The sequence below is a fragment of the Bacillus sp. FSL W8-1143 genome, from assembly GCF_037965155.1.
Classification (GTDB): Bacteria; Bacillota; Bacilli; order Bacillales; family Bacillaceae; genus Bacillus; species Bacillus pumilus.
Genome location: NZ_CP150182.1, coordinates 3,626,332 through 3,647,628 on the forward strand (window position 1 = coordinate 3,626,332; position 21,297 = coordinate 3,647,628).

Annotated in this window: 20 protein-coding genes, 1 pseudogene and 1 riboswitch; of the genes and pseudogenes, 8 read left to right on the forward strand and 13 right to left on the reverse strand. The window is 39.3% G+C overall.

What is annotated here, in order from left to right:
- Positions 1 to 47 precede the first annotated feature (47 nt).
- The 4 genes from NSQ36_RS18575 to NSQ36_RS18590 form a co-directional block, all read right to left on the reverse strand.
- The gene (locus NSQ36_RS18575) at positions 48 to 896 is read right to left on the reverse strand and encodes a PRD domain-containing protein (RefSeq protein WP_137054136.1); all 849 of its coding nucleotides are present in this window, start codon (positions 894 to 896) and stop codon (positions 48 to 50) included.
- A gap of 30 nt (positions 897 to 926) precedes the next feature.
- On the reverse strand, positions 927 to 2,393 hold the full coding sequence (locus tag NSQ36_RS18580; RefSeq protein ID WP_339206394.1) for a glycoside hydrolase family 1 protein: 1,467 nt from the start codon (positions 2,391 to 2,393) through the stop codon (positions 927 to 929).
- Between the two features lie 4 nt (positions 2,394 to 2,397).
- The gene (locus tag NSQ36_RS18585; RefSeq protein ID WP_212045754.1) at positions 2,398 to 4,257 is read right to left on the reverse strand and encodes a beta-glucoside-specific PTS transporter subunit IIABC; all 1,860 of its coding nucleotides are present in this window, start codon (positions 4,255 to 4,257) and stop codon (positions 2,398 to 2,400) included.
- Positions 4,258 to 4,601: 344 nt separating this feature from the next.
- Positions 4,602 to 5,480 carry a hypothetical protein gene (locus NSQ36_RS18590; RefSeq protein WP_113387515.1) on the reverse strand — a complete coding sequence of 293 codons (879 nt, stop codon included), beginning with the start codon at positions 5,478 to 5,480 and terminating at the stop codon, positions 4,602 to 4,604.
- Between the two features lie 175 nt (positions 5,481 to 5,655).
- On the opposite strand from NSQ36_RS18590, the gene NSQ36_RS18595 reads away from it, so the two are divergent.
- Positions 5,656 to 6,207 carry a PadR family transcriptional regulator gene (locus NSQ36_RS18595; protein ID WP_251190582.1) on the forward strand — a complete coding sequence of 184 codons (552 nt, stop codon included), beginning with the start codon at positions 5,656 to 5,658 and terminating at the stop codon, positions 6,205 to 6,207.
- Between the two features lie 4 nt (positions 6,208 to 6,211).
- A complete protein-coding gene (locus tag NSQ36_RS18600; protein ID WP_003215117.1) occupies positions 6,212 to 6,694 on the forward strand; it encodes a DUF4188 domain-containing protein in 483 nt (160 codons plus the stop codon).
- Between the two features lie 11 nt (positions 6,695 to 6,705).
- Here the strand turns inward: NSQ36_RS18600 and NSQ36_RS18605 are convergent, their stop codons facing one another.
- Entirely contained in the window at positions 6,706 to 7,329 is a 624-nt protein-coding gene (locus tag NSQ36_RS18605; RefSeq protein WP_339206397.1) for a CoA pyrophosphatase, read from the reverse strand.
- Between the two features lie 171 nt (positions 7,330 to 7,500).
- Between NSQ36_RS18605 and NSQ36_RS18610 the strand changes: the two genes are divergently transcribed.
- Both NSQ36_RS18610 and NSQ36_RS18615 read left to right on the forward strand, forming a co-directional pair.
- The gene (locus NSQ36_RS18610; protein WP_309216110.1) at positions 7,501 to 7,707 is read left to right on the forward strand and encodes a helix-turn-helix transcriptional regulator; all 207 of its coding nucleotides are present in this window, start codon (positions 7,501 to 7,503) and stop codon (positions 7,705 to 7,707) included.
- The gene (locus NSQ36_RS18615) at positions 7,704 to 8,384 is read left to right on the forward strand and encodes a DUF3169 family protein (RefSeq protein WP_339206399.1); all 681 of its coding nucleotides are present in this window, start codon (positions 7,704 to 7,706) and stop codon (positions 8,382 to 8,384) included. Before NSQ36_RS18610 ends, NSQ36_RS18615 begins: the two co-directional genes overlap by 4 nt.
- A 46-nt stretch (positions 8,385 to 8,430) precedes the next feature.
- Here the strand turns inward: NSQ36_RS18615 and NSQ36_RS18620 are convergent, their stop codons facing one another.
- A complete protein-coding gene (locus NSQ36_RS18620; protein WP_339206401.1) occupies positions 8,431 to 9,777 on the reverse strand; it encodes an amino acid permease in 1,347 nt (448 codons plus the stop codon).
- A 162-nt stretch (positions 9,778 to 9,939) separates the two neighbouring features.
- Positions 9,940 to 10,019, reverse strand: a riboswitch (glycine riboswitch).
- A 264-nt stretch (positions 10,020 to 10,283) separates the two neighbouring features.
- Here NSQ36_RS18620 and NSQ36_RS18625 point away from each other — a divergent pair.
- From NSQ36_RS18625 to NSQ36_RS18635, 3 genes are all read left to right on the forward strand, one after another.
- Positions 10,284 to 11,303 (forward strand): LacI family DNA-binding transcriptional regulator, encoded by a 1,020-nt coding sequence (locus tag NSQ36_RS18625; RefSeq protein WP_339206403.1) that lies wholly within the window; start codon positions 10,284 to 10,286, stop codon positions 11,301 to 11,303.
- Positions 11,304 to 11,739: 436 nt separating this feature from the next.
- Positions 11,740 to 12,921: an MFS transporter gene (locus NSQ36_RS18630; RefSeq protein ID WP_339206405.1), complete on the forward strand. Its 1,182-nt coding sequence runs from the start codon at positions 11,740 to 11,742 to the stop codon at positions 12,919 to 12,921.
- Positions 12,922 to 12,939: 18 nt separating this feature from the next.
- Positions 12,940 to 13,842 (forward strand): shikimate 5-dehydrogenase, encoded by a 903-nt coding sequence (locus tag NSQ36_RS18635; protein WP_003215382.1) that lies wholly within the window; start codon positions 12,940 to 12,942, stop codon positions 13,840 to 13,842.
- Between the two features lie 43 nt (positions 13,843 to 13,885).
- Here NSQ36_RS18635 and NSQ36_RS18640 read toward each other — a convergent pair whose 3' ends face one another.
- The 6 genes and pseudogenes from NSQ36_RS18640 to NSQ36_RS18665 form a co-directional block, all read right to left on the reverse strand.
- Positions 13,886 to 15,079, reverse strand: a complete 1,194-nt coding sequence (locus NSQ36_RS18640; RefSeq protein WP_212045761.1) for an MFS transporter — start codon at positions 15,077 to 15,079, stop codon at positions 13,886 to 13,888.
- A 328-nt stretch (positions 15,080 to 15,407) separates the two neighbouring features.
- Entirely contained in the window at positions 15,408 to 15,884 is a 477-nt protein-coding gene (locus NSQ36_RS18645; protein WP_339206407.1) for a hypothetical protein, read from the reverse strand.
- Positions 15,885 to 16,022: 138 nt separating this feature from the next.
- Positions 16,023 to 16,353 (reverse strand): annotated as a pseudogene (locus tag NSQ36_RS18650) (tRNA-Val4).
- A 51-nt stretch (positions 16,354 to 16,404) separates the two neighbouring features.
- A complete protein-coding gene (locus NSQ36_RS18655; RefSeq protein ID WP_003215251.1) occupies positions 16,405 to 16,731 on the reverse strand; it encodes a hypothetical protein in 327 nt (108 codons plus the stop codon).
- 19 nt (positions 16,732 to 16,750) lie between these two features.
- A complete protein-coding gene (locus NSQ36_RS18660; protein ID WP_339207379.1) occupies positions 16,751 to 18,472 on the reverse strand; it encodes a T7SS effector LXG polymorphic toxin in 1,722 nt (573 codons plus the stop codon).
- Between the two features lie 165 nt (positions 18,473 to 18,637).
- Entirely contained in the window at positions 18,638 to 19,873 is a 1,236-nt protein-coding gene (locus tag NSQ36_RS18665) for a TerD family protein (RefSeq protein WP_339206409.1), read from the reverse strand.
- A 141-nt stretch (positions 19,874 to 20,014) separates the two neighbouring features.
- Between NSQ36_RS18665 and NSQ36_RS18670 the strand changes: the two genes are divergently transcribed.
- A complete protein-coding gene (locus NSQ36_RS18670; protein ID WP_339207381.1) occupies positions 20,015 to 20,176 on the forward strand; it encodes a hypothetical protein in 162 nt (53 codons plus the stop codon).
- 4 nt (positions 20,177 to 20,180) lie between these two features.
- Here the strand turns inward: NSQ36_RS18670 and NSQ36_RS18675 are convergent, their stop codons facing one another.
- Complete coding sequence (locus NSQ36_RS18675; protein WP_339206411.1) at positions 20,181 to 21,161, reverse strand: restriction endonuclease; 981 nt, start codon at positions 21,159 to 21,161, stop codon at positions 20,181 to 20,183.
- Positions 21,162 to 21,297 lie beyond the last annotated feature (136 nt).

The following is a 21,297-nucleotide window of genomic DNA, read 5'->3' on the forward strand; positions in this document are numbered from 1 at the left end:
CACAGCAAAGAACCACTTGCCTGATCACAAGGCAAGTGGTTCCACCATTATTTTAATTGCTGATAAGATATGAGGCGGTGTATATGTACCGCAAGATAAGTAAGCTCATCATTAGGAATGACGATACTATGCACCTGTTTAATATAATCTTTGATTTTAAAAGCAACATCCATCGCCTGAGGATACAAGTGTGCAATTTGTTCAAACAACTCATTTTCTTGATCCGACAGTAATTTATTTGCATACAACCTCTCTACAAAGAACTTCACATGTGTAATGAACCGACTGTAATGAATATTCTCTTGGTCCATTTTCATATTCAATGTATAGCGCACAAGATTGACAATGCTCCCGATCATTTTGGCATATTTCATGCTATCTTTTGAATCGGATTCTTCACCTAATGCATTGATTAGGTGAAAGGCGATATTGGCAGCTTCTTCTTTTGGTAATTGTATGCCCAATGTATCATTTACTAACTCAAGAGCGTACTTCCCTACTTCAAATTCTTCAGTATAGTAATTTTTGATTTCCCAGTACACGCGATTCGTAATATTAATATTCTTTTTATGTCGTTCAACAGCAAAATTCAAATGATCCATTAAGGTAAAATAAACGCCTGAATTTAGATTTGAATTTAACCGTTTTTCTGCATATTGGACGATGCGCTGAGTTAAATCGATAAACTCTTGAGGCATAGAATCTAACAATTGAAGAAATTCTTTTGCTCTCATGTTATCGACTGACATAAAGACTTGGTCCGCTTTTTTCTCTTCTATCATTTGACCCGGTTTCTGTCCATAGCCAATCCCACGGCCAAACAAAACCATCTCCTGTTGGTTCTGATCTTCAGCCAGGACCACACTCGAGTTTAAAACTTTTTTGATTTTAAACATCGTCATCACCTGTTTTCATGATTGTGGTGTTCAATCAAGCGCTTCACCATTTGTCTCAATGACTTTTTGGTACCAATAAAATGAGTCTTTTCGAGATCGTTTTAATGTTCCGTTCCCATCATCATCTTGATCTACGTGAATAAAGCCATAGCGTTTTGACATTTGTGATGTACCTGCACTAATAATATCAATGGAGCCCCAACTCGTATATCCAAAGAGATCGACGCCCTCTTCAATCGCTTCTCTCATCTGACGGAAATGCTCTTTAAAATAGTTAATCCGATAGTCGTCATGGATAGAGCCATCACTTTCAACTTTATCCTTTGCACCCATTCCATTTTCGACAATGATAAGAGGTTTTTGATAGCGATCATACAGTTCGATTAAAGAAATTTTCAGACCAACCGGATCAATTTGCCAGCCCCAGTCAGTTGAAGGCAGATAAGGGTTTTTGACTCCTCGAATCGTATTTCCTTCTGTCTGTTCTAACCCTTCTTGAGCTGATTCAGTTAAAGACATATAGTAGCTAAATGAGATGAAATCGACTGTGTTTTCTTTTAGAATGTTGAGATCATCTGCTTCCATTTGAATATGAATATTTTTTCTCTCAAGCATCCGTGTAATCAGTGGCGGATATTCGCCAAACACCTGAACATCTGCATAGAAATAGTTTTCTAAGTTTTGTTTTAAGGCTTGTTCCACATCATTCGGGTGACACGTATGCGGATACGTTGTCAATTTTGTCAGCATACACCCAACCTGGCTGCCTGGAATAATACGATGGCAATCAGCTGTTACAAGAGCAGATGCAACAAATTGATGATGAAGCGCTTGATACACCGTCTCTTCTACTTTACCTTCTGGGCAACGATCAGGAATAATTCCTGCTGTAATAAATGAGTGGCGGTGAATACTATCAATTTCATTAAAGGTGAGCCAATATTTCACATCATGTTGATAACGTTCGAAACAAACATTGGCGAACTTCACAAAGAGATCGACCACTTTTCTTTCCACCCAGCCATTATATTTCACACTAAGGGCTAAAGGCATTTCATAATGAGAGAGTGTCACAATCGGTTCTATATTGAGTTTTTTCATTTCGGCAAATACACGATCATAGAATTGCAGCCCTTTTTCATTTGGTTCAGCTTCTTCTCCAGTAGGGAAGATCCGACTCCACGCAATAGAAATGCGAAGTGTTTTAAAGCCCATTTCAGCAAATAGAGCCAAATCCTCTTTATAGTGATGATAGAAATCAACCCCTCTGCGTTTAGGGTACTTTTTATCATCTGGGTCTTTTATTGCACGTTCTATATTTTCAGAAGTCACAACAAGATGTCCTTCATAATCTTCTACACTTAAATTGGAACGATACATTGCAATATCTGCAACTGATGGTCCCTTTCCATCTATATTCCAGGCGCCTTCTGCCTGGTTGGCGGCAATTGCGCCGCCCCATAAAAACCCTTTTGGAAAACCTTTAATTGTTGTCATATGTTTAGCCTCCTAATTGTGTGACAACCATCAATGTATCTTGACGATTGACCTCTTGTAATGGCTGTACCTTTATATCATATTGATCTGTATTTGTGATGACAGCAAGTGTAACTGGATCATAACCTGCAGCTATGATTTTTTCTACATCAAATTCAATCAGTAAATCTCCTGCTTGAACACGTTCTCCTGCCTGCACTTTTGGATGAAAATACTGTCCTTGCAGTTGAACGGTATCAATGCCAATGTGGAATAGTACTTCAACCCCTTGGTCCGTTTTCATACCAAGTGCATGATTTGTTTCGAACAGCATGGTCACCTCACCATCTACTGGTGCGTAAAGCGCTCCTTCTGAAGGGACAATGGCAATTCCGTCTCCCATGACCTTTGAAGAGAAAATATCATCTTTTACTTCAGATAGAGAGATCATTTGACCAATCACAGGACTTTTGAATGTTTCACCTGCTCCAATTTGTTCAGCAAATGCCGCTTGATCATTTGTCTTTTCTTCTACTGTTTTATCCTTACCTAATACAAAAGCAGCGATAAAGGCGACAATAAAGGAAATGACTGCTCCAATGACAGCAAACATTAGATTTCGTGGGAGCTCATCTGATATAAACATCGACATACTTGCTAATCCAGGGCCAACAAGTACAAAGGCTTGTATACCAACTAATCCAATGAAGATCCCGCCAACAAACGAACCAATCATGACACTTCCAAGGACTCGCTTATTTTGAAGTGTCACACCATACAAAGCAGGCTCTGTGATACCAAAAAATGCTGAAATCCCTGCCGAAATGGCTGTTGATCTGAGTACCTTGTCTTTTGTGCGTAGTGCTACAGCGAAACACGCTCCACTTTCCGCAATATTATGCGCAAGTGATGCTGGCAAATAAAGTGCTTCTTTCCCAAGGGTACCCATCGTTGTGACTGCATAAGGGACCATCGCTTTGTGCATACCTGATGCGACCATGAATGGAAGGACTGCTGCTAAAATCGCGACAGCTACCCATCCTACTGTATTAAACATTGCAAGAATGATGGATGAAAAACCTTGTCCTGCTGTAAAACCAATCGGTCCTAATAGAAGTAATGTAACTGGTACAGTAATGACTAATGACATCATTGGAACAAAGAAAATCCGAATTGGTTTTGGTGAAAATCGTGTAAAGAATTTTTCCATTTGAGCGTACAGCAATACAGAAAGGATTGCTGGGAACACTTGATACGCATAAGCTATATTTTTTACGTCGAATGACAGCAATTGCGCACCTTCAGTAAGCATAGCCGTCATGTTCGGAAGAAGAAGCGCACCGACTGCTGATAATGCGACCAATGGGTTTACCTTTAGTTTATTCGCCGTCGTTACAGCGACTAGTAAAGGCAGGAAGTAAAGAGGTGCGTCCCCTACCATGTTCAATATTTGATAGGTTTGACCCTTTGCATCCATCCAGCCTAATAGAGAGAAAAGGAGAAGAAATGATTTTAAAATCCCTCCGCCTGCGATAGCTGGAACAAGCGGCTGGAAGACACCGACAATGAAATCTAACAGAACTGTGCCTATTTTTCTTTTTTCTTTTGGCTGATTAGATGGCACGACTTGCCCCGATGAGCTGCTGCCCATTAGTCTTGTTACCTCTTGATACACTTCAATCACGTCATTCCCAATCACCACTTGGCATTGTCCTGACATTCTGACAGCTATGACACCTGGTGTTTTTTCTAGTGCTGGTACATCTGCTTTTTTCTGATCAATTAGTGTGAAGCGAAGTCTTGTGGAACAGTGCTCAAGATGCGCAATGTTTTCTTTACCACCAACATGCTTTAAAACGTCTTTGGCAACCTGTGTGTAATCCATTGTTTCTCCCCCTTTTCTCATACATGAGACCTATATTTTGGCAATAAAAAAAGGACCTAAAACGACAAATTAAAGAAACTCATCGTTTTTAGATCCTGCCTGCATGACCAGTCACATGTCTAATTTATTTATATTGGATTTGTTTTTAGTATATATCGATTATATGAAAGCGTCAACATTTATTTTTTTGAAATTTATTAAGGTCTATATACCTAAATTGATTTTCTTTAATTTAATTGAAACAATCTTTCTCGCTTGTTTATACATCGATATCCTTTTATCATCAATAAGAACTATCTCCATGATAAAAAACCAGATAAGTTTACTCATCTGGTTTCCACCATCTATTTTTTTCTTTCTTCCGCCTGCTTTTTGAAAGCATTCGCTTGTTTTTGATATTCCTTTTTCGTGACCGCTTTTAACTCTACGGTACCGCCTGTCATTTTAAATGGAAGTTTGATTGATTTTACATCTCGATCAGTGGAACCTTGAATGATTCCATCTTCAATTGAGGGCTCATAGCCCATAAAAAAATTTCTTCCATCCGTTTCACCCGAAACTTCTAATCTCATTTCTTTATAAGGCTTACACTCTTTTTCAGGAACAGTTGTTATTAGAAGGGAGCCGGTCCATCCAAGCTCAATATGCATCGTTTTCACCTGTAAAAATAGTTGTTTGTCCTTTGCCGTATAGAGAAAACCATAGATCTTCGCCACTTTCTCCTTGAAGTTTCTCATACTATCATAAAACCTATTTTCCGCGGTATCGAATAGATAATCATATCGTTTTTGAATATCTTTATGATATTTATCTAGCTTTCTTTGATTGATTGCCTTATAAATCGTGCTTTTCTTTTCGCCTTGTTTTTTCACTGAAAGGTCTTTACCTGAAAAATGAACTTCGTATACGATCGTTTCTTTACCTTGTGTGACTTTGAATTCATACCCGTTTTCTTTTGAACTGCCGGATAAGACAAATTGTTTTTTATAGATATGCGGATCCCATCTCACTTCTTCTACATACTTTTCATTCAAATGCCCCGTTACTTTCCCTTTACTCTCAGATACCTTAAACCAGCTCATTCTATCTTTCGTTTTATACGCAAATGCATAGGAATGGTTCAATGAATTTTTTTGTGCAATTGCTTGATATGCTGTCCAGCTGCCTCCACCAATGACTAGCACTGTTAGGATAGACACGATCCACATTTTCAATTTGCTCATACGTACCTCCTCTGTTAACATGTGTATTTTTTCTCCATTATCATGTCAAAACACAATGAACAAAATCTGTTATCTCATCACCTCCTTTATAAAATTTTAAAACCTGCTTGTATTTTCCACTGAATATCAATTATTATATATCTAAATGATATATCTTTTAGATAGGTGTGCTGATATGAAAAAATACAATGATACGACGTATGCGATTTTAGGTATTTTAACGACAGATTGTAAGTCTGGGTATGAAGTGAAGCAATTAATTGATACGAGCTTGCATCATTTTTGGAAAATTAGTTATGGACAAATTTATCCAGCTTTAAAGTTAATAGTCGAGGAAGGCCTTGCTGAGGTTTCACCTGCTTCTACGTCAGGTCGCTCCGACAAGCGAGAATATCATTTGACTGAAAAAGGGCTGGAGACGTTAAGAGAGTGGCTGGCAAAGCCTCTCGATCAGTTACCAACGGAACGAAATGAAGTGTTATTAAAGTTATTCTTCGGTCAATATCTTTCGATTGAGAAAAAGCTGGTACTGCTACAGGATTATGAAAGGCAGCTTCGTATCCGTTATGAGACCTATGTTTCGATTGAAGAAAACATTCAAGAGCTTTATCCAGATGAAGCAGATGCGAAGTATTGGCTGTTTACTTTAGATTACGGAAAAAGAGTGGCTCAAGCAGGAATTGATTGGTGCGTGGAAACATCCCATTTGATGAAGAAGGAAGGGTAAATGAATGAAAAAAGACATACGTGCTGGCAGATTTACAACAGAGAATTCTGACTCGATTGTTGTGTTTATTATCGGCATGCGGATCAACAAACGCTGGGCGGTTCATCAATGGATGCCTGTGTTCATGGCGATGCCTGGCATGATCAAAGAGCTGTATACCCATCAAGATGAGCTTGGTTTCCTCGGGACAGAGAATTACTTTGGCTTACGTACGACAGCGATGATCCAATATTGGAAATCAACAGATGACCTTCTGGCTTATGCGAAGATGGAAAAACATTTGGCGGCTTGGAAGAACTTCCATCAGAGGGCTCAGAACAATGACGCAGTGGGTATTTATCATGAAACCTACCAAATTCAAGCCGGCTCGTATGAATCCGTCTATGTGAATATGCCTTCCTATGGACTGAGCCAAGCGAGAGCGCCTATTCCAATTGGTAAAGGAAAACAAACAGCGAAAGAACGGCTGAAAACAACAAATTCCTAGAGAGCGAATCTCTAGGAATTTCTTTTTGCAACGTTCACAAAATGTTTTAATATGCGGGCTGTTAATCCCCAAATGGTGTAGTTTTCATAATCATAAAACCATTCCTCTATCGAACGGCTTCCCCAGCGGTACTTCTCACCATTCATGATTTTTTCATAAGGGAAATCCTCAGCAGGTGTTGGCTGAACGGATACATGATGTAGGTACGGCTCATATTGAATTAGCCATGATAGAGGCACGGTAAAGGTCTCTTCTACTTCTTCTTGATTGAAGGAGTGTTTCACTTTTTGTTCATCAATGATCCCGACATATGGGTAGACCACGAAGGATGGAGACGCAATGTAAGGACTAAGCTGTCCAAGAATCTCCACCGATTCTGGCGGAATGCCCAGCTCTTCATGTGTTTCTCGCAATGCAGCTTCCTGTGCTGTTTCGCTGCCGTCGAGTTTGCCACCAGGGAAGCTAATATCTCCCGGCTGTTTTCTCATGATGAGCGATCGCACCTCAAATAAAATATGCCATTCTCCGTTTACTTGCACCAAAGGGACAAGGACTGCAGCTTTGAACGCTGTTTCTTCTCCAATAAATAACGGTTGAGATTGATGTAAGTCATTTTTTAATTGGTCAATGAACACGGGCATCACCTATTTTCTGTTTCTCTTTCTTTTAGCGTATCATGGTTCACCTTTTGAAGAAAGATGATCTTATCTGACAATTATTTTTATCAAATTGACAACTTTACTTGTCAATTTGAATAACATGTTTTACAATCAAAGAAAGATTCAGATCAAAATTGAGGTGACAGAATGAAAAATCGGCTAAAAGAGCTTCGTGCACGTGATGGTTTGAACCAAACTGAGCTTGCCAAGTGTGCAAAGGTTTCTCGTCAGACCATCAGCTTAATGGAACGCGATGAATTAATGCCGTCTCTCTTGCTCGCTGTTAAGCTTTCACGAATTTTTCAGGAACCCATTGAACGTATTTTTCTATTCGAGGAGGATGAACTATCATGAAAACTGTATACAAACTGCTCTCAGGTGCTCTCCTTGGCTTTCTTGGTGCCTACTGTCTGCTTGCAGCTGAATTTGAGATGACCCTTCTTGATGTTGCCTTTGAAGCGACTCTTGTCATCAGCGGCTTGACGATTATATTGATTGTTTATTGTTTTTCAGGAATTTCACGTATGAAGAAAAGAGTATCACTTTCGGTATCTGGAGATGAAGAGGATGAACTCGAAGTAAAACAGTATCGCACCTTTACTGATTCTACTTTAGCCAATACGGTGAGTACCATTTTATCCATAATTGCCACCGGTATGGCTATCGTTACCGAACAGCCTATTTGGCTGATTCTCGTCAATGTTGCTTTATTTATCGTCACCATTATCAGTTCTTATGTAGCGATATCCGTTCTACAACTTGTCTACCCTAATCGCAATCTCCCAAGCCCGTCTGACAAAGATTATAGTAAAAAGCTGCTCGCTATTTCTGACGAAGGTGAAAAGCATGTGATGCTTGGCGGACTGTTTCACACGTATCAAATGATGAACATCTTATTGACCAGTGCCATGTTTATTCTGATTGTGTATTCCCTTGGAGCCAATCACTCTCAACTCTTCTCAATCATCGTGATTGGACTTGTTTTAATCATTTTGAATGCAAATTATATGTTCAGGATTAGAAATCGTTAAATGAACAAAAGCGCAGCCCAATGCAAAGGCTGTGCTTTTCCGTCCATTATGACGCACGGCGTTTCTTTCGTGCATAAATCAATAATAAGAAACCAAACCAAACCGGTGTTAACAAGAGCGCCGGGCGTGTTGCATCCGCAAACAGCATGATCACAAGAATGGCAGCAAAAAGGACAAGAACACAAATGTTTACAAAAGGTGTGAACGGTGCTTTAAAAGTAGATGCTGCATGCAGTTCAGGCTTTGTTTTTTTATATTTCAAATGGCAAATTAAAATAATACTCCATACCCAAATGAAACAAATGGCACTGATGGTTGTGACAATACCAAAGGCTTGTTCCGGAATTAACTTGCTTAAGAGAGCACCGACCGATACCACAATTGTTGAAACGAATAGTGCATTACTTGGAACAGCGTGCTTATTCAGACGTCCAAAGGAAGGTGGGCCCTGTTTTTGATGACTGAGATTATACAAAATTCGGCTCGTCGAGAACATACCGCTATTACAAGCCGAAGCTGCAGACGTCAAGACAACAAAATTAATGAGTCCCGCTGCTACTGGAATTCCAATCAGCCCAAAGGTTTTTACAAAAGGACTTTCTGATGCACTGAGCTCAGTCCATGGGTTGATACATAGTAAGACAAAAATGGCGCCCACATAGAAAAATAGAATTCTTAATGGAATTTTATTAATCGCAGACGGGATGTTTTTTTGCGGATTGGCTGTTTCTGCTGCGGACACACCGACCAGTTCCACTCCCACATACGCAAAGATGACCATTTGGAATGACAGTAAGAAGCCTGTGACACCATGAGGGAATAATCCGCCGTGTGACCAAAGATTTGTTACCGTCACAGGCCCTGTATCTGTTTGAAAACCAATGATTAAAAGGACAATTCCAACGCCGATCAATAATAGAATCGTAATCACTTTAATGAGTGCGAACCAAAATTCCATTTCTCCGAAAAGCTTCACCGTTAATAAATTAAATCCTAGTAAAATTAACAAACAAATGATGGCAGGAATCCATTGCGGGATATCAAACCAATACTGCACATACACTCCGACAGCAATAACATCCGCCATCGCGGTCATAATCCAGCAAAACCAATACGTCCACCCTGTCACAAAGGATGCCCACGGACCAAGGTAGTCCTCTGCAATATCGGTTAATGACTGATAGCCTCTCTTCGATAAGAGCAATTCACCAAGTGCCCTCATGACAAAAAAGATCGCCATCCCGACAATTAAATAAGCAAAAATGATCGATGGACCTGCCAATTGAATGGCCTTTCCAGAGCCTAAAAATAGCCCAGTTCCAATGGTTCCGCCAATTGCAATCAACTGAACATGGCGGTTTGATAAATCTCGTTTCAATTCTTGTTGTTCCAATGCTAACGCCCTCCTACGACACGATCTTATACTGAAATAATGAACTCTCAAAAAGTCCATAAAAAAAGAGATTGGATGCGCTCCAATCTCTCGGTCATAAAAGAATAGCAAAATAGCGAAAAGCAATACACGGCGTCATCCATGCATTACAAATACAATATTTCGTACTCTTCTGTCCTTTTGCCTGAGATTGTGAACCCTTCGGCGCCGCACATTCATGCGGTCTCTCCAGAAGCTGCTCCTGCCATAGTGTGACCCACAGCATTCATAGCCTTCGTTATTTAATTAAAATGTTGCTATTTCTGAATAATTTCATATTTTACGCCTCTAAAAGAAAGCTGTCAATGGAAATCTTTTATGATTGACGGTGGTAGCCATATAACTTCACTTCATCAATCCCTCTTGATTCATGTATAATAAATCAAAAGATGTTCGGCTCGTTTGCTGGAGAAATCCCTCTTGATCAAGAACAAAGTTAGGAAATCCATGGAAGTTGGTGAAAACAAATGAAAAAAATGAACAAACAGCGTGTCACATTACAGGAAGTCGCCAAGCATGCCGGTGTTTCGACTTCAACGGCATCACTTGTTGTTCGAAATAATCCTAGAATCTCTGAAGCCACTCGAAAAAAAGTACTGCAATCCATGGAGGACTTAGGATACGTATACGACCGCGTTGCTGCCAACATGCGGTCAAAAAGCTCAAATATCGTTGGTGTGATTGTCACGGATATTTCTAACACCTTTATTTCTGAGTTTTTAATTGGCGTGCAAACCACGCTTGAATCACTGGGCTATACTGTTTTACTTGGTACGACCTTTGACAGTGTCGATAAACAGGAGCGGCTCATTTCCACAATGGTAGAGCACCGAGTGGGCGGGATTATTTTAAACCCAGCTTCAAAAAGCTCTGCACGAACGGTCAAACAATTAAATCAAATTCGCACCCCAAAAGTACTGGCAAATCGTGAATTATCAGATGTGCAATGTGACTATGTCGGCGTTGATTATGAACAAGGTGCTTGGATGGCGATTCGTCATCTTCTTCAAAAGGGACATCGGCGTATCGCCTTCTTAGGCGGCATCAAGACCTCATCGACTTGGATTGAGCGGATGAAAGGTTTCAAAAAAGCCCATGACGAAGAAAATCTGATGATTGATGATTCTCTTATTATTGACATAGAACCTACTCGTGAAGGCGGGAAAGAAGCGCTTGCCCAAGTGATTGATCAGCCTGAGCCTCCTACTGCTATTTTTTGTTTTAGTGATCTAGTCGCATTTGGAGTCATTCAAGAACTGTCAGCACGGGACATCAAGCCTGGTGAAGATATCGATGTGGTTGGATTCGATAATGTTCCTGAAGCGGAGATGTACCACCCGCCGCTCACCACTGTTTCCTCCTTCCCCCGATCCATCGGGGTAAAAGCAGCGAACCTTTTATATCATAAAATGAACGAACAGGATGAAGAGCTGCAGCGAGTGATCTTAAAACCTCAACTTCATATTAGAGAAACCTCATCATCATGAAAGGGAGAATTGCATGCAGCAATTCTCTTTTTTTATTGATCAAGTCAACTATTTCTTTGTTTCATTTTTATTTTTTTAAATCACAAAGTCATAAACTTGACACATTTAAAACACAGGAGTATATTTATCTCGTTGCTTCTTTTAGTATATCGTTATACCTATTTCAGAGTATCGTTTTTTTAATCAACATCAGTTAAAAGTGGAATTTTCTGATTCTGATCAAATTATGAAGATTCACTTTCTTATCAATTCTATTTTTATTTTTAGTTTTTAGTAGAACGATGTACTTAATTGAAAAACAGATGAATATTCATTATTTTTTCATCAATCACACAAGGGGTGTTGTGATGGGCTTAATATTATTTACTTTTAAGGAAATAACAAAGGGTATATAAGAATTTGACCCTAAAGGGGTTTCAAATATAGGAGTGGGAACATGAAAAATCCTTATATTAAATCGTCTGTTGGCATGTATTTAAACTACTTCATGCTCGGCATGATCAATATTATTGTAGCTTCCAACATGGACAGCTTATCTGAACGCTACCATGTGGATATTCCGAAAATCAGCTTGCTTGTATCGGCGATCGGAATTGGTAAACTGGTTGCTCTCTTTTTCTCAGGCCGGTTAGCCGACCGCTGGGGACGTAAGCCTGTCATTATTACAGGAAACTTTCTTTACTTATTATTCTTAATCGGTATTCCAACGACAACGAATTATACACTAGCATTTATCTTTGCGATTTCTGCTGGGATTGCAAACTCGTTACTTGATTCGGGAACATATCCTGCTTTGACAGAATCGTTTCCTAAAAAGGCAAGTTCAGCTTCTGTTTTAGTGAAGGCGTCCGTTTCAATTGGAGCGACTGTTCTTCCATTTATCCTGGCATTCCTTATTGCACATGACATCTTCTGGGGCTGGGCGTTCTTTGGACTAGGGCTTCTTTATTTACTTGTTGGGATTTACTTAATCTTTATGCCGTTCCCGAACCATAAGCAAGTCTCTTCACAGGATGACCTTCCAGTACAGGAACAAATGAAGGAAGAACCTAAAATGCTTGGTGAAGGCTTAGCTGTTGTGCTCATGGGGTTCACGTCGACTGCATTGTTTGTCGTATGGCAGACATGGCTTCCGCAGCTCGGGTTAAAATTAATCGGACTTGGCACAGAACAAGCCACACAGCTTCTATCTTATTTTAGTATCGGTGCACTGGTGTCTGTTCTCTTGCTGTCGATCGTCTTAGATAAATTCATTTCACCTATTATGGTTGCAATTATTTATCCAATTGGAGCATTCCTTGCGATGCTTTCATTATTTCAAATCGAAACATACAGCATTGTGATTGTCAGCACCTTTTTCTTAGGGCTATTTACAGCGGGAATCTTCCAGCTGGCGATGAGTATCATGATGAAACTATTCCCGACAAACAAAGCAACGGCTTCATCCTACGTCAACATTGCGGCAAGCTCCGCGTTTATTCTCGTGCCGCTCATTACAAGTGGGTTGGTCAGCACGTACGATATTAAAATGACGTTATTTTTCGATATGATCATTGCGGTTATGAGCGTATTGCTAGCGGTCTTTGTTCTTGGACGCATGAAAAAATTATTTAGATAATTAAAGGAGATGTCAATCATGACAAACATACATGAACGAAATATTGATGGGAAAACAAAATTAGTCGGTCTTCTTGCTACACCAATCGGGCACAGCCTTTCACCACGGATGCATAACCTTGGCTATACACTAACAGGGATCAACTATGCTTACCTCGCATTTGAAGTAGGGAATGATGAACTAGAAGCAGCCGTATACGGTATGAAAGCAATGGGTGCTGCTGGATTTAACGTCTCTATGCCGAACAAAATGAAAGTATTGGATTACTTAGATGAACTAGACGATTCTGCAAGATACACACGTGCAAGCAACACCGTTGTGAACAAGGATGGCAAGCTGATTGGCTACAACACAGATGGTCTTGGCTACGTGAGAAACTTGATTGAGCATGGCGTTGAATTAGCTGGACAAAAGGTCACACTCGTTGGCTCAGGCGGTGCCGCTACTCCGATTGCGATTCAGCTTGCACAATCTGGTATTCGTGAAATTAGTATTTTTGCTCGTAATGATCAATATTTTGTTCAAGCTGAAGAAAATGTGACGTACATCAACGAAGAAATGAAATCATTTGGTGTCAAAGCGAACATTTTCCCACTTGAAGACAAAGACGCGTTCCGCCGTGAAGTAGCAGAAAGTGCGATCCTAGCAAACGGGACAAGCCTTGGCATGAAACCACTAGATCAGCTCAGCATCATTGATGATACGCTTGATGTTCTGCGTGAAGATTTAATCGTGACAGATGTTGTATACAATCCGCAAAAAACAAAGCTCCTTGCTCAAGCACAGGAAGCTGGCGCCAAAACCATTAACGGTCTTGGCATGATGCTATGGCAAGGTGCACTTGCTTACAAACTCTTTACTGGTGAAGATATGCCAGTTGATCAAGTGAAACAGATTCTTTTTGAAAACGACCGTTTCTAATACAAAAGAAAGACGACTTCCTAAGCGGAGGTCGTCTTTTTTTTTAATCATGTACCATGATTTGGCGGTATCGATACAGGATATACAGTGCGCCGATAATGGCCGCAACAGCCACCACTGCATCAAACATAAAGATTTGTAAAATGGACAAGTGACTCTGAATTAAACCTGTTACGACCGGAATGACGATAGCCGACACACCGCCCGCTGTGGAGATAATTCCTGTCATCGTTCCTTTGTTTTTCCAGAAGAATTCAGCCATCACAGTTAACGTCAGCTGAAAAACTCCTGCTGTTGAAAATCCCAATACAAAAGCATTGACGGTTCCGATGACTGGGGATTTCACGACCAAGAGCACACAAATAGAAACAAGTGTAATGATTGGATAGATCAGCAGCACAGTGACCGGACGGACAAAACGGCGCAACAAAAATGCGAGCATCACGACAGACAGCAGCCCGCCCATGCTATAGTAACTAAGCAGTTTCACAGCACTGCCCGATGTCATCCCCAATATGGCCTCACCGTAAGTAGGAAGCCAAATTTGCGGCAACGCATATAGCCCATTTGACGTAAAGCTGATCACAATGAGTGCGATCCCTTCTCTCCAAAATGTAGGCTCTGTCGAGAAGCGCGGAAGTCCGTCATGCTCCGTTACCTGGACTTGCTCCACCTTGCGATGATTCGGAAATGGCAAGGTCCACAACATCAAGACATTCACAAGATAGATCAGAGCAGGAACAAAAAATGCTATTCCATAAAACAAATCATGCTCTGCTAAAAAGAAAATCGCCAATGGCAAGATGGTTGCCCCAATTGATATAAAGGCCTTCACCATCACATTCGCAGATCCCGAGTTTTGCGGAAAAGCCTCCATTAATGCAGGATACGTCCCTGCATCCATCGCTGAATTCGCGACCCCTGCCAAAATCGCAAACGCAAACGCGATTTGGTAATTTGGAGACAACGGAATTCCGATGAGGAACACCGCCATCAGCACACCCGAAACCAAAATGACCGGCTTTCGCCCAAAACGATCTGACAGCACGCCCGATAAACCATACGTGAGTACCCTGCCAATGCCAAGCGCCGAAATCATATAACTAATTCCTGCACTATTGGTATTTAACTGTTTGATTAAAAATGGCATATTGGAAGCCAATATAATATTGACCATCCCTAATAAAAAATAATTGATATAAAGACTAGAAGCCGTTCTCACATACGGATTCCTCATCCTGACACACCCCTCAACACCATCGCAATGAAGTGATAAATAATGGTTACGCTTATAAGATCTCATATGTGAGGAAGAACAGCTTTGCAGCCTTCACGTTCATACATCTCATCATGTCATGCAGCTCACCGCTTACATGCCCTTCATGTATCAAGCATGTCTTCAATTTTTCACTGCTCTTATTTTATATGAATGTGAAAGGTAATGATAGTGAATTGCTTAAATTTGAGAGAAAATCATCGATCAAGCGTATGACTCCATCGTTAGGAAAAAAGAGTGGTTCATTCCACTCCCTAAAAGATGTGTCAACTCTATTCATCGTTAATTATTATAACCCCCAAATACTTAGCTCATAATAATATTCCGTTCGCTCTATGCATAAACCAAAACGAAAATCCTCTGCGACTAAAAGAAAATCACCATATCCACTTAAAAATTTTGTTTGCTCAAGAAGGCGATTTAAATGAATAAAGACTTCATTCACATTCACTAAAAGGGCTTCAATTTCACGATCTCGAAAAAATAGTAATCTGCCTTGTGTAGGTGTTATTTTTACCTTTTTAACCAATTCCTTTAACATTTGTTCAGATTTTTCAATATGCTCTCGGTAGTGGTTTCCATATATTTGAACTTTCTCTTCTCTTGATTGAAGGAAAGTAAAAACCTTTTGACAAAACAATTGATTTTCTTCGATATCTAAAAATGCGTTTTCTGGAAGTGTCATATAGCTTAATTCGTTTATTAAATGCTTTCTTCTGCCTCTTCTTTTTAAGGTTTCGATTTTTGAGTTTCTGTTGTTATTCATAGATATCACCATTTTAGGGTTACCTTACTTTTTGTATTCAAACATCTTAAGATCTCTAATTAAACAAAAGCACTTGTAGCCTAAAGGACTAATCAAGTGCCTGAATCATTATTCTAATCGTCAATATGATATTTAATCTTAGGATATTTCTGGTATTTTCTCTTTCCAAATTAACAACAGCCTTATGAATTCTTTTGTTTCAATTTTATTTTCATGAGGTTCTTCAATTCTATAATGATGTTCAACGATTGTCTCTTCTCTTTTGATACTTGCACTGGTAGCATTCAATGTAATTTCAAAGTTTTCATAAACTCCATCTATAACATTTTGAATATATTCTATATACTCATCCACTTCTTCTGTTGAAATATCTTGGATAAAATCTGAGAAAATACTTATTTCTTCTGGGAGTATTATTGCTAAGTCAGTCACCAAATTGATCTTCCTTAAATTCATATGAAGGGTTTATAGTGACTAATTTATACAGTCCAACTTGTCATCTGTCTCAAAGCCACAAAAATTAATCTTCATTTATTTGCTCATCCACTTCTTCTAGATACCTTTCTGTATCTAAATAAGATTCAATAAGATTATCTAAAAATTCAACACTAACCTCTCGACTATCTTCATAAATATGCATTTTAGCTCCAGCTTTTTCTAGTAAACTTATAATGTTTTTCATCTCTTTCAATTCATCAATATCTAATAAATTATAAGATAAAATAAAATCATTTTTATTTATTGCTTCTTTTATTTCAGAAATACTTTTATCTGTATGTTTTCTTAGAATCGAGATATATTTGATTTGATCATCATCTTTCTCTATTCGCATTTTCATTTTAGGCATTTAGTTTCTCCTCCATAGATTAGAAATCGTCAATAGGTTTAATTCTTTCTCCAGGTAGACTATTCTTCCAATTACCTCCATGCCAACCATTAAAATGTTCATTTGGTGTAGCTGGATATATAATTTCGCCTTTGTTCGCTAAATGTGGATATTGTGATGCACTGTAAGAATGGTGACCTTGCACAGTTTTTCCATCTACTTTAGGCTTCTTACCATTTAGAATATCATTTAATTGCTGCTTATCCCAGTTTCTGGTTGGATCCTCTTTATTCAAAATCCTTTGACGTTCCTGATACCAAAACTCATTCACACCAGTGTTTCTATGTTTGGCAAACTTTTTATTCCATTTATAATTTTCATATTCTAATTTCGTAATCGTCCTATTCTCAAATTTGTCTTTCAGCTCTTTCATCTTCTTAGTGCTTAACTGCTTTCTTTGTATAGGGTGCTTCCTTAAATCTAATCCTTTGGTTCTTTCTGCTATTATTTTCTCAGCAACTTTTTGTTCTCCGATCCTCAGACTACCATTGATGCTCTTTTTACTAAACGGCAAAAGGATTCCAAGAGCCGCGTTCATACTTGCTTCCTGCTGTTCTTTCGAGATCTTATTCCCAAACATGTCTCTACCTGTAATCGCTTCGCTGAAGCCGTTTGTGGCGGTAAGACCATATAAGCCTTTTTGAGATGTTTTTAAGGCGTCAAAGGATTTTTGCGATGTCTTGTAAATGTCGACTGCTCTGACTGCGGCTGATGTGGCTTGAGTTGTTTTATAGACGGCTTTTCCACCTTTGAAAATACGACCTGCCCATCCGACGATTGGGATATAACCTGCTGCTGCCATACCGCCTGCTGCGACGCGCTGTCCTGCGGTGAGCTCTTCACCTGTGATCGGGTCAACACCTGTTGCGGCACGTTTTGCATCGTTCACGCCAGTCAGTTCATTCACAATATTTCCGCCATAATCGAGTGCTTTTTCATACCAAGGGCGGTTGGCGAGTGCTTCTTGTTTCTTTGCAATCTCACGGGCCTCTTCTTGTTCTTTTTTGATTTTCAGATATTCAGAAGTTTGCTTCTCAATATCGCTTTTTGCCTTGTAGATTTCACTATTTTGATACGCTTTCTTGTCAAAATTCATAGGCGAAATGGCTTTTCCGTCATTTGTGGCATTCATCATTTCCGTATACAATGCCATTGTAGCTTGCTGCTCCGTTTCTGACAAAGCATATTCATCTTTTAAATTTTGATCAAGCTCTCTTAGATCTTTCACTGTCTTTTTTCGTTCGTCTTCCGCATCTGCAATTTTTTCATCAAAGGTTTGACTATCAAATACCTCCAGTGAAATGAGGTCGTCGATGTCTTGAAAAATCGTTTTAAGCGCCTTTTTTTGATCCTTCACAATGCTTTTGGCATTTTTGATGCCCATATGTACAGCGTTGTCTAAAAAGTGTTCTTCTACAAAGGTGTCGCCGCCAAAGTTTGTATCATCTAGTGTCCCAGAAACACCTTCATGAAAGGCTTTTTGCTTATCAATGAAGCTGATAAACATATCTACATTTCCAGCCAGTTCTTTATAAAAGCTTTTAATGTTATCGGCACCTTTTCCAGTGAAGTCGTCACCAAGATTAGAAACACCTTGTAATGCTTTTTTTAAATCTACCATTTGTTCACGGAGTTCCTGGTAGTGTTTTGCCCTTGCATCCATGGCACTTGTTAGTGCTTTTGCATCAAGTATCTTCCCCAGAAGAAGTCACTCCCTCTATTATTGATCATAAAGTCTATTTTACCGTGTCCACCAAAACGGAAAAATAGGTTAATTGACATAAAAAACAGAATAGACTCTCTATTTAACGGGCTAAATAAAATAAGCTAGACAAGCCACTTTGCTCTGTCTAGCCATACATCCGTTTTATTTATAATCATTGACAGGTCCTTTATCCATCAATACCTCAATTTCATTAGAAGACTTCATTTTTAATTTAGGTCTCCGCTCAGAGTTTGGTTTGCTATAAAGCTCAAGTGGGCGGATAATCACACCATCATTTGTATTTTGAAGCATACCTGGCACACAAGAATAAATACGATCATTGTCATTGGCATGTTTGGAATGAATCGTCACAGACGTTCCTTGATGATTATCGATACTCATAGATACTCTATATCTATAAAAAGAACCTGTCCCGTTTGATTGAGCAGAATAAACAACCGGAACGACAGCAAGGATATCATCATTTAACCGTAGTTTAATAACTTCTGTTTTCATTGATTCATGGTCTCTACCGACATCTCCCATATGCTCAACAGCTCCGTTGCCGTAACTTTTGAGAGCAGAAATTCCTTTCGCACCAAACATAGCCACATCTACTTGCTTTCCTGACTTTGTGTAGACCAATGCATAAATATCATAATCGGTGCCGGATTCCCAAGATACTGTCGCTGTGATCTCAGGCGTTTTCTCTATTATGATCGGTTTATGACCTTTGTCTAGACTAATTTTACCTTGAACTTTTTCTAAACTGATAGGTGCAACAACTTTCTCTTTAGCCATTGTATTCGTTTGAGCAGGGTCATCAATTGATTGTTTTTCAGGAGCCAATTGAGGTGTAGAAATATCCTGTTCATCAGGTTCAACCTCCACACCATAAAGCTTGCATAGCCCTTCCAGTCCAGAATCGAAGCCACGCCAGATTGAGCGTGCTTTCGTGTTACCATTTCTTATATATAGCTCTACTACGACAATGCCCTTTTCATTTGTAAAGTTTACTGGTGTTAGATAAAACACCTCGTCACCTGTTCGAATTTCTGCTTGCAAATGCTTCACTTGAGAAAAGCCCGTTCCTTGATCTTCTGTTAATGTAATAGCCATCTTTGTGATTCCAGCAGGCACTTTGCTCATATCAAAATTCAATTGATGCCTTTTCAATTGACCTGATACCTCCGCTGGTAAAAGTGCCGCTGCACCCGAAGCACTCTCTGGTTGATTGTAAAAAATAATGCCATGATCTCCTTCAACCTGATCCGAATCTGTTAAAAGAAACGCCGTTAAAGAAATATCAATTTCAGATGACACTTCATAGCTGATGGATACCTGTCCCTTTGGAGAGTTTAGTACGGTATTGGCTCCCATTTGCAGAGTGTGATTCATTACAACAACTCCTATTCTTCATCTACCATTTAACGTTTTTATAGATCAATTATACCAAATCATGTAATGAAACCTATTCATATCTTTATCTCTTTTCAACCTCTGCTGCGATACCTAAAAACAAACCACTCTCGAAACAATGTGTATAAAAGAATCATTCCTGCTATTATGGTGATATTCGGCCTTTGGATCCTTCTTCAAATATCCTTGAACATTAAGATCTTTCACAACTCAATGAACTATTTTATCGCCATAACCCTCTTTTTTCTTTGTATTCAGGCATTAATAAAACTTAAACAATAAAAAATCACTCAGGCACATACATTTTTTTCAAAGGTAATAAAGATCTTGTCTCTGTTGGCATATCCTCATACCAATGTACAATAAGATTGACGAGTTCTTCTAAGTCCAATAGATGAACTTCATTATGCTTCGCAACAGCTTTTGCATGAGAGGTAAATCCGCCAGTAGAAACAAATAAACTATTTGCATTCATGGGGTTGGCTCCTAATAATTGCTGCACTTCTGGTGCACTGGCTGAATTTTTTCGATGCTTGACTTGTACTTTAATAATAGGCTTTTCAAATCCAAATGCATCTTTATAAGCTAATACATCTACACCGCCGTCAGGACCTTTTGGACTCACACGAACATTGTATGACATAGCTTGCAGTAAGCCCCCGACTAAGTCTTGCATCTTCCACGGATCCAATTTATCCACCTTATCTGCAATCATCACAGTTGCTTTGCTGACTAAATCTTCAATAATTTCATCTTCTTCGGTTTCATCTTCGGATGTTGGTATAGAAGTAGGGTTTTTAAGTAGGTGTTCAATTTCTTTCCCCCAATCATCTACACGAAAAACAGTTGATATAGAACCGAGGCTGTTTTTAGCTGATTGACTGAGAGAATCTCGTTTCACTGCGATTGGTTCCCAGTTGACTTGAATATGATTTGGATACATTTTATCCCCTGCTGCTTCATCAAAAAAATGTGGAGCAGTCACCGTACCAACTCGATATTCACGGCTTTCTTTTATGTATGTAATAATTCGATCTCCCTTTTGAATTTCTCTACTAAACCTCCATACCTGACTAACCCAGCTTCTTCTTGTAAAAGGTTTGCTCTCGGCGAAGATGACATCAGCTCGGGCATTCATCTCTTGCTTTGTTTGATATTGTTTTGGATTACCTAATTTCGGCCAACCGATTGATGCTAACCCTTTCTCTTCCCACATCGGAATTAAATCATTCTGGTCACCTGCACGAACCATCCACCATTTCGTCATTTACAATCTCCCCATTTCACTCTTCTTTCTTACTAAATTATAAGACTTATATCTAGTGAACAAAAGGATATACACACCAATTTTTCCGAAAGAGTGCAAAAACCCGAATAAGCATATACCACGCTCACCCGGGCTT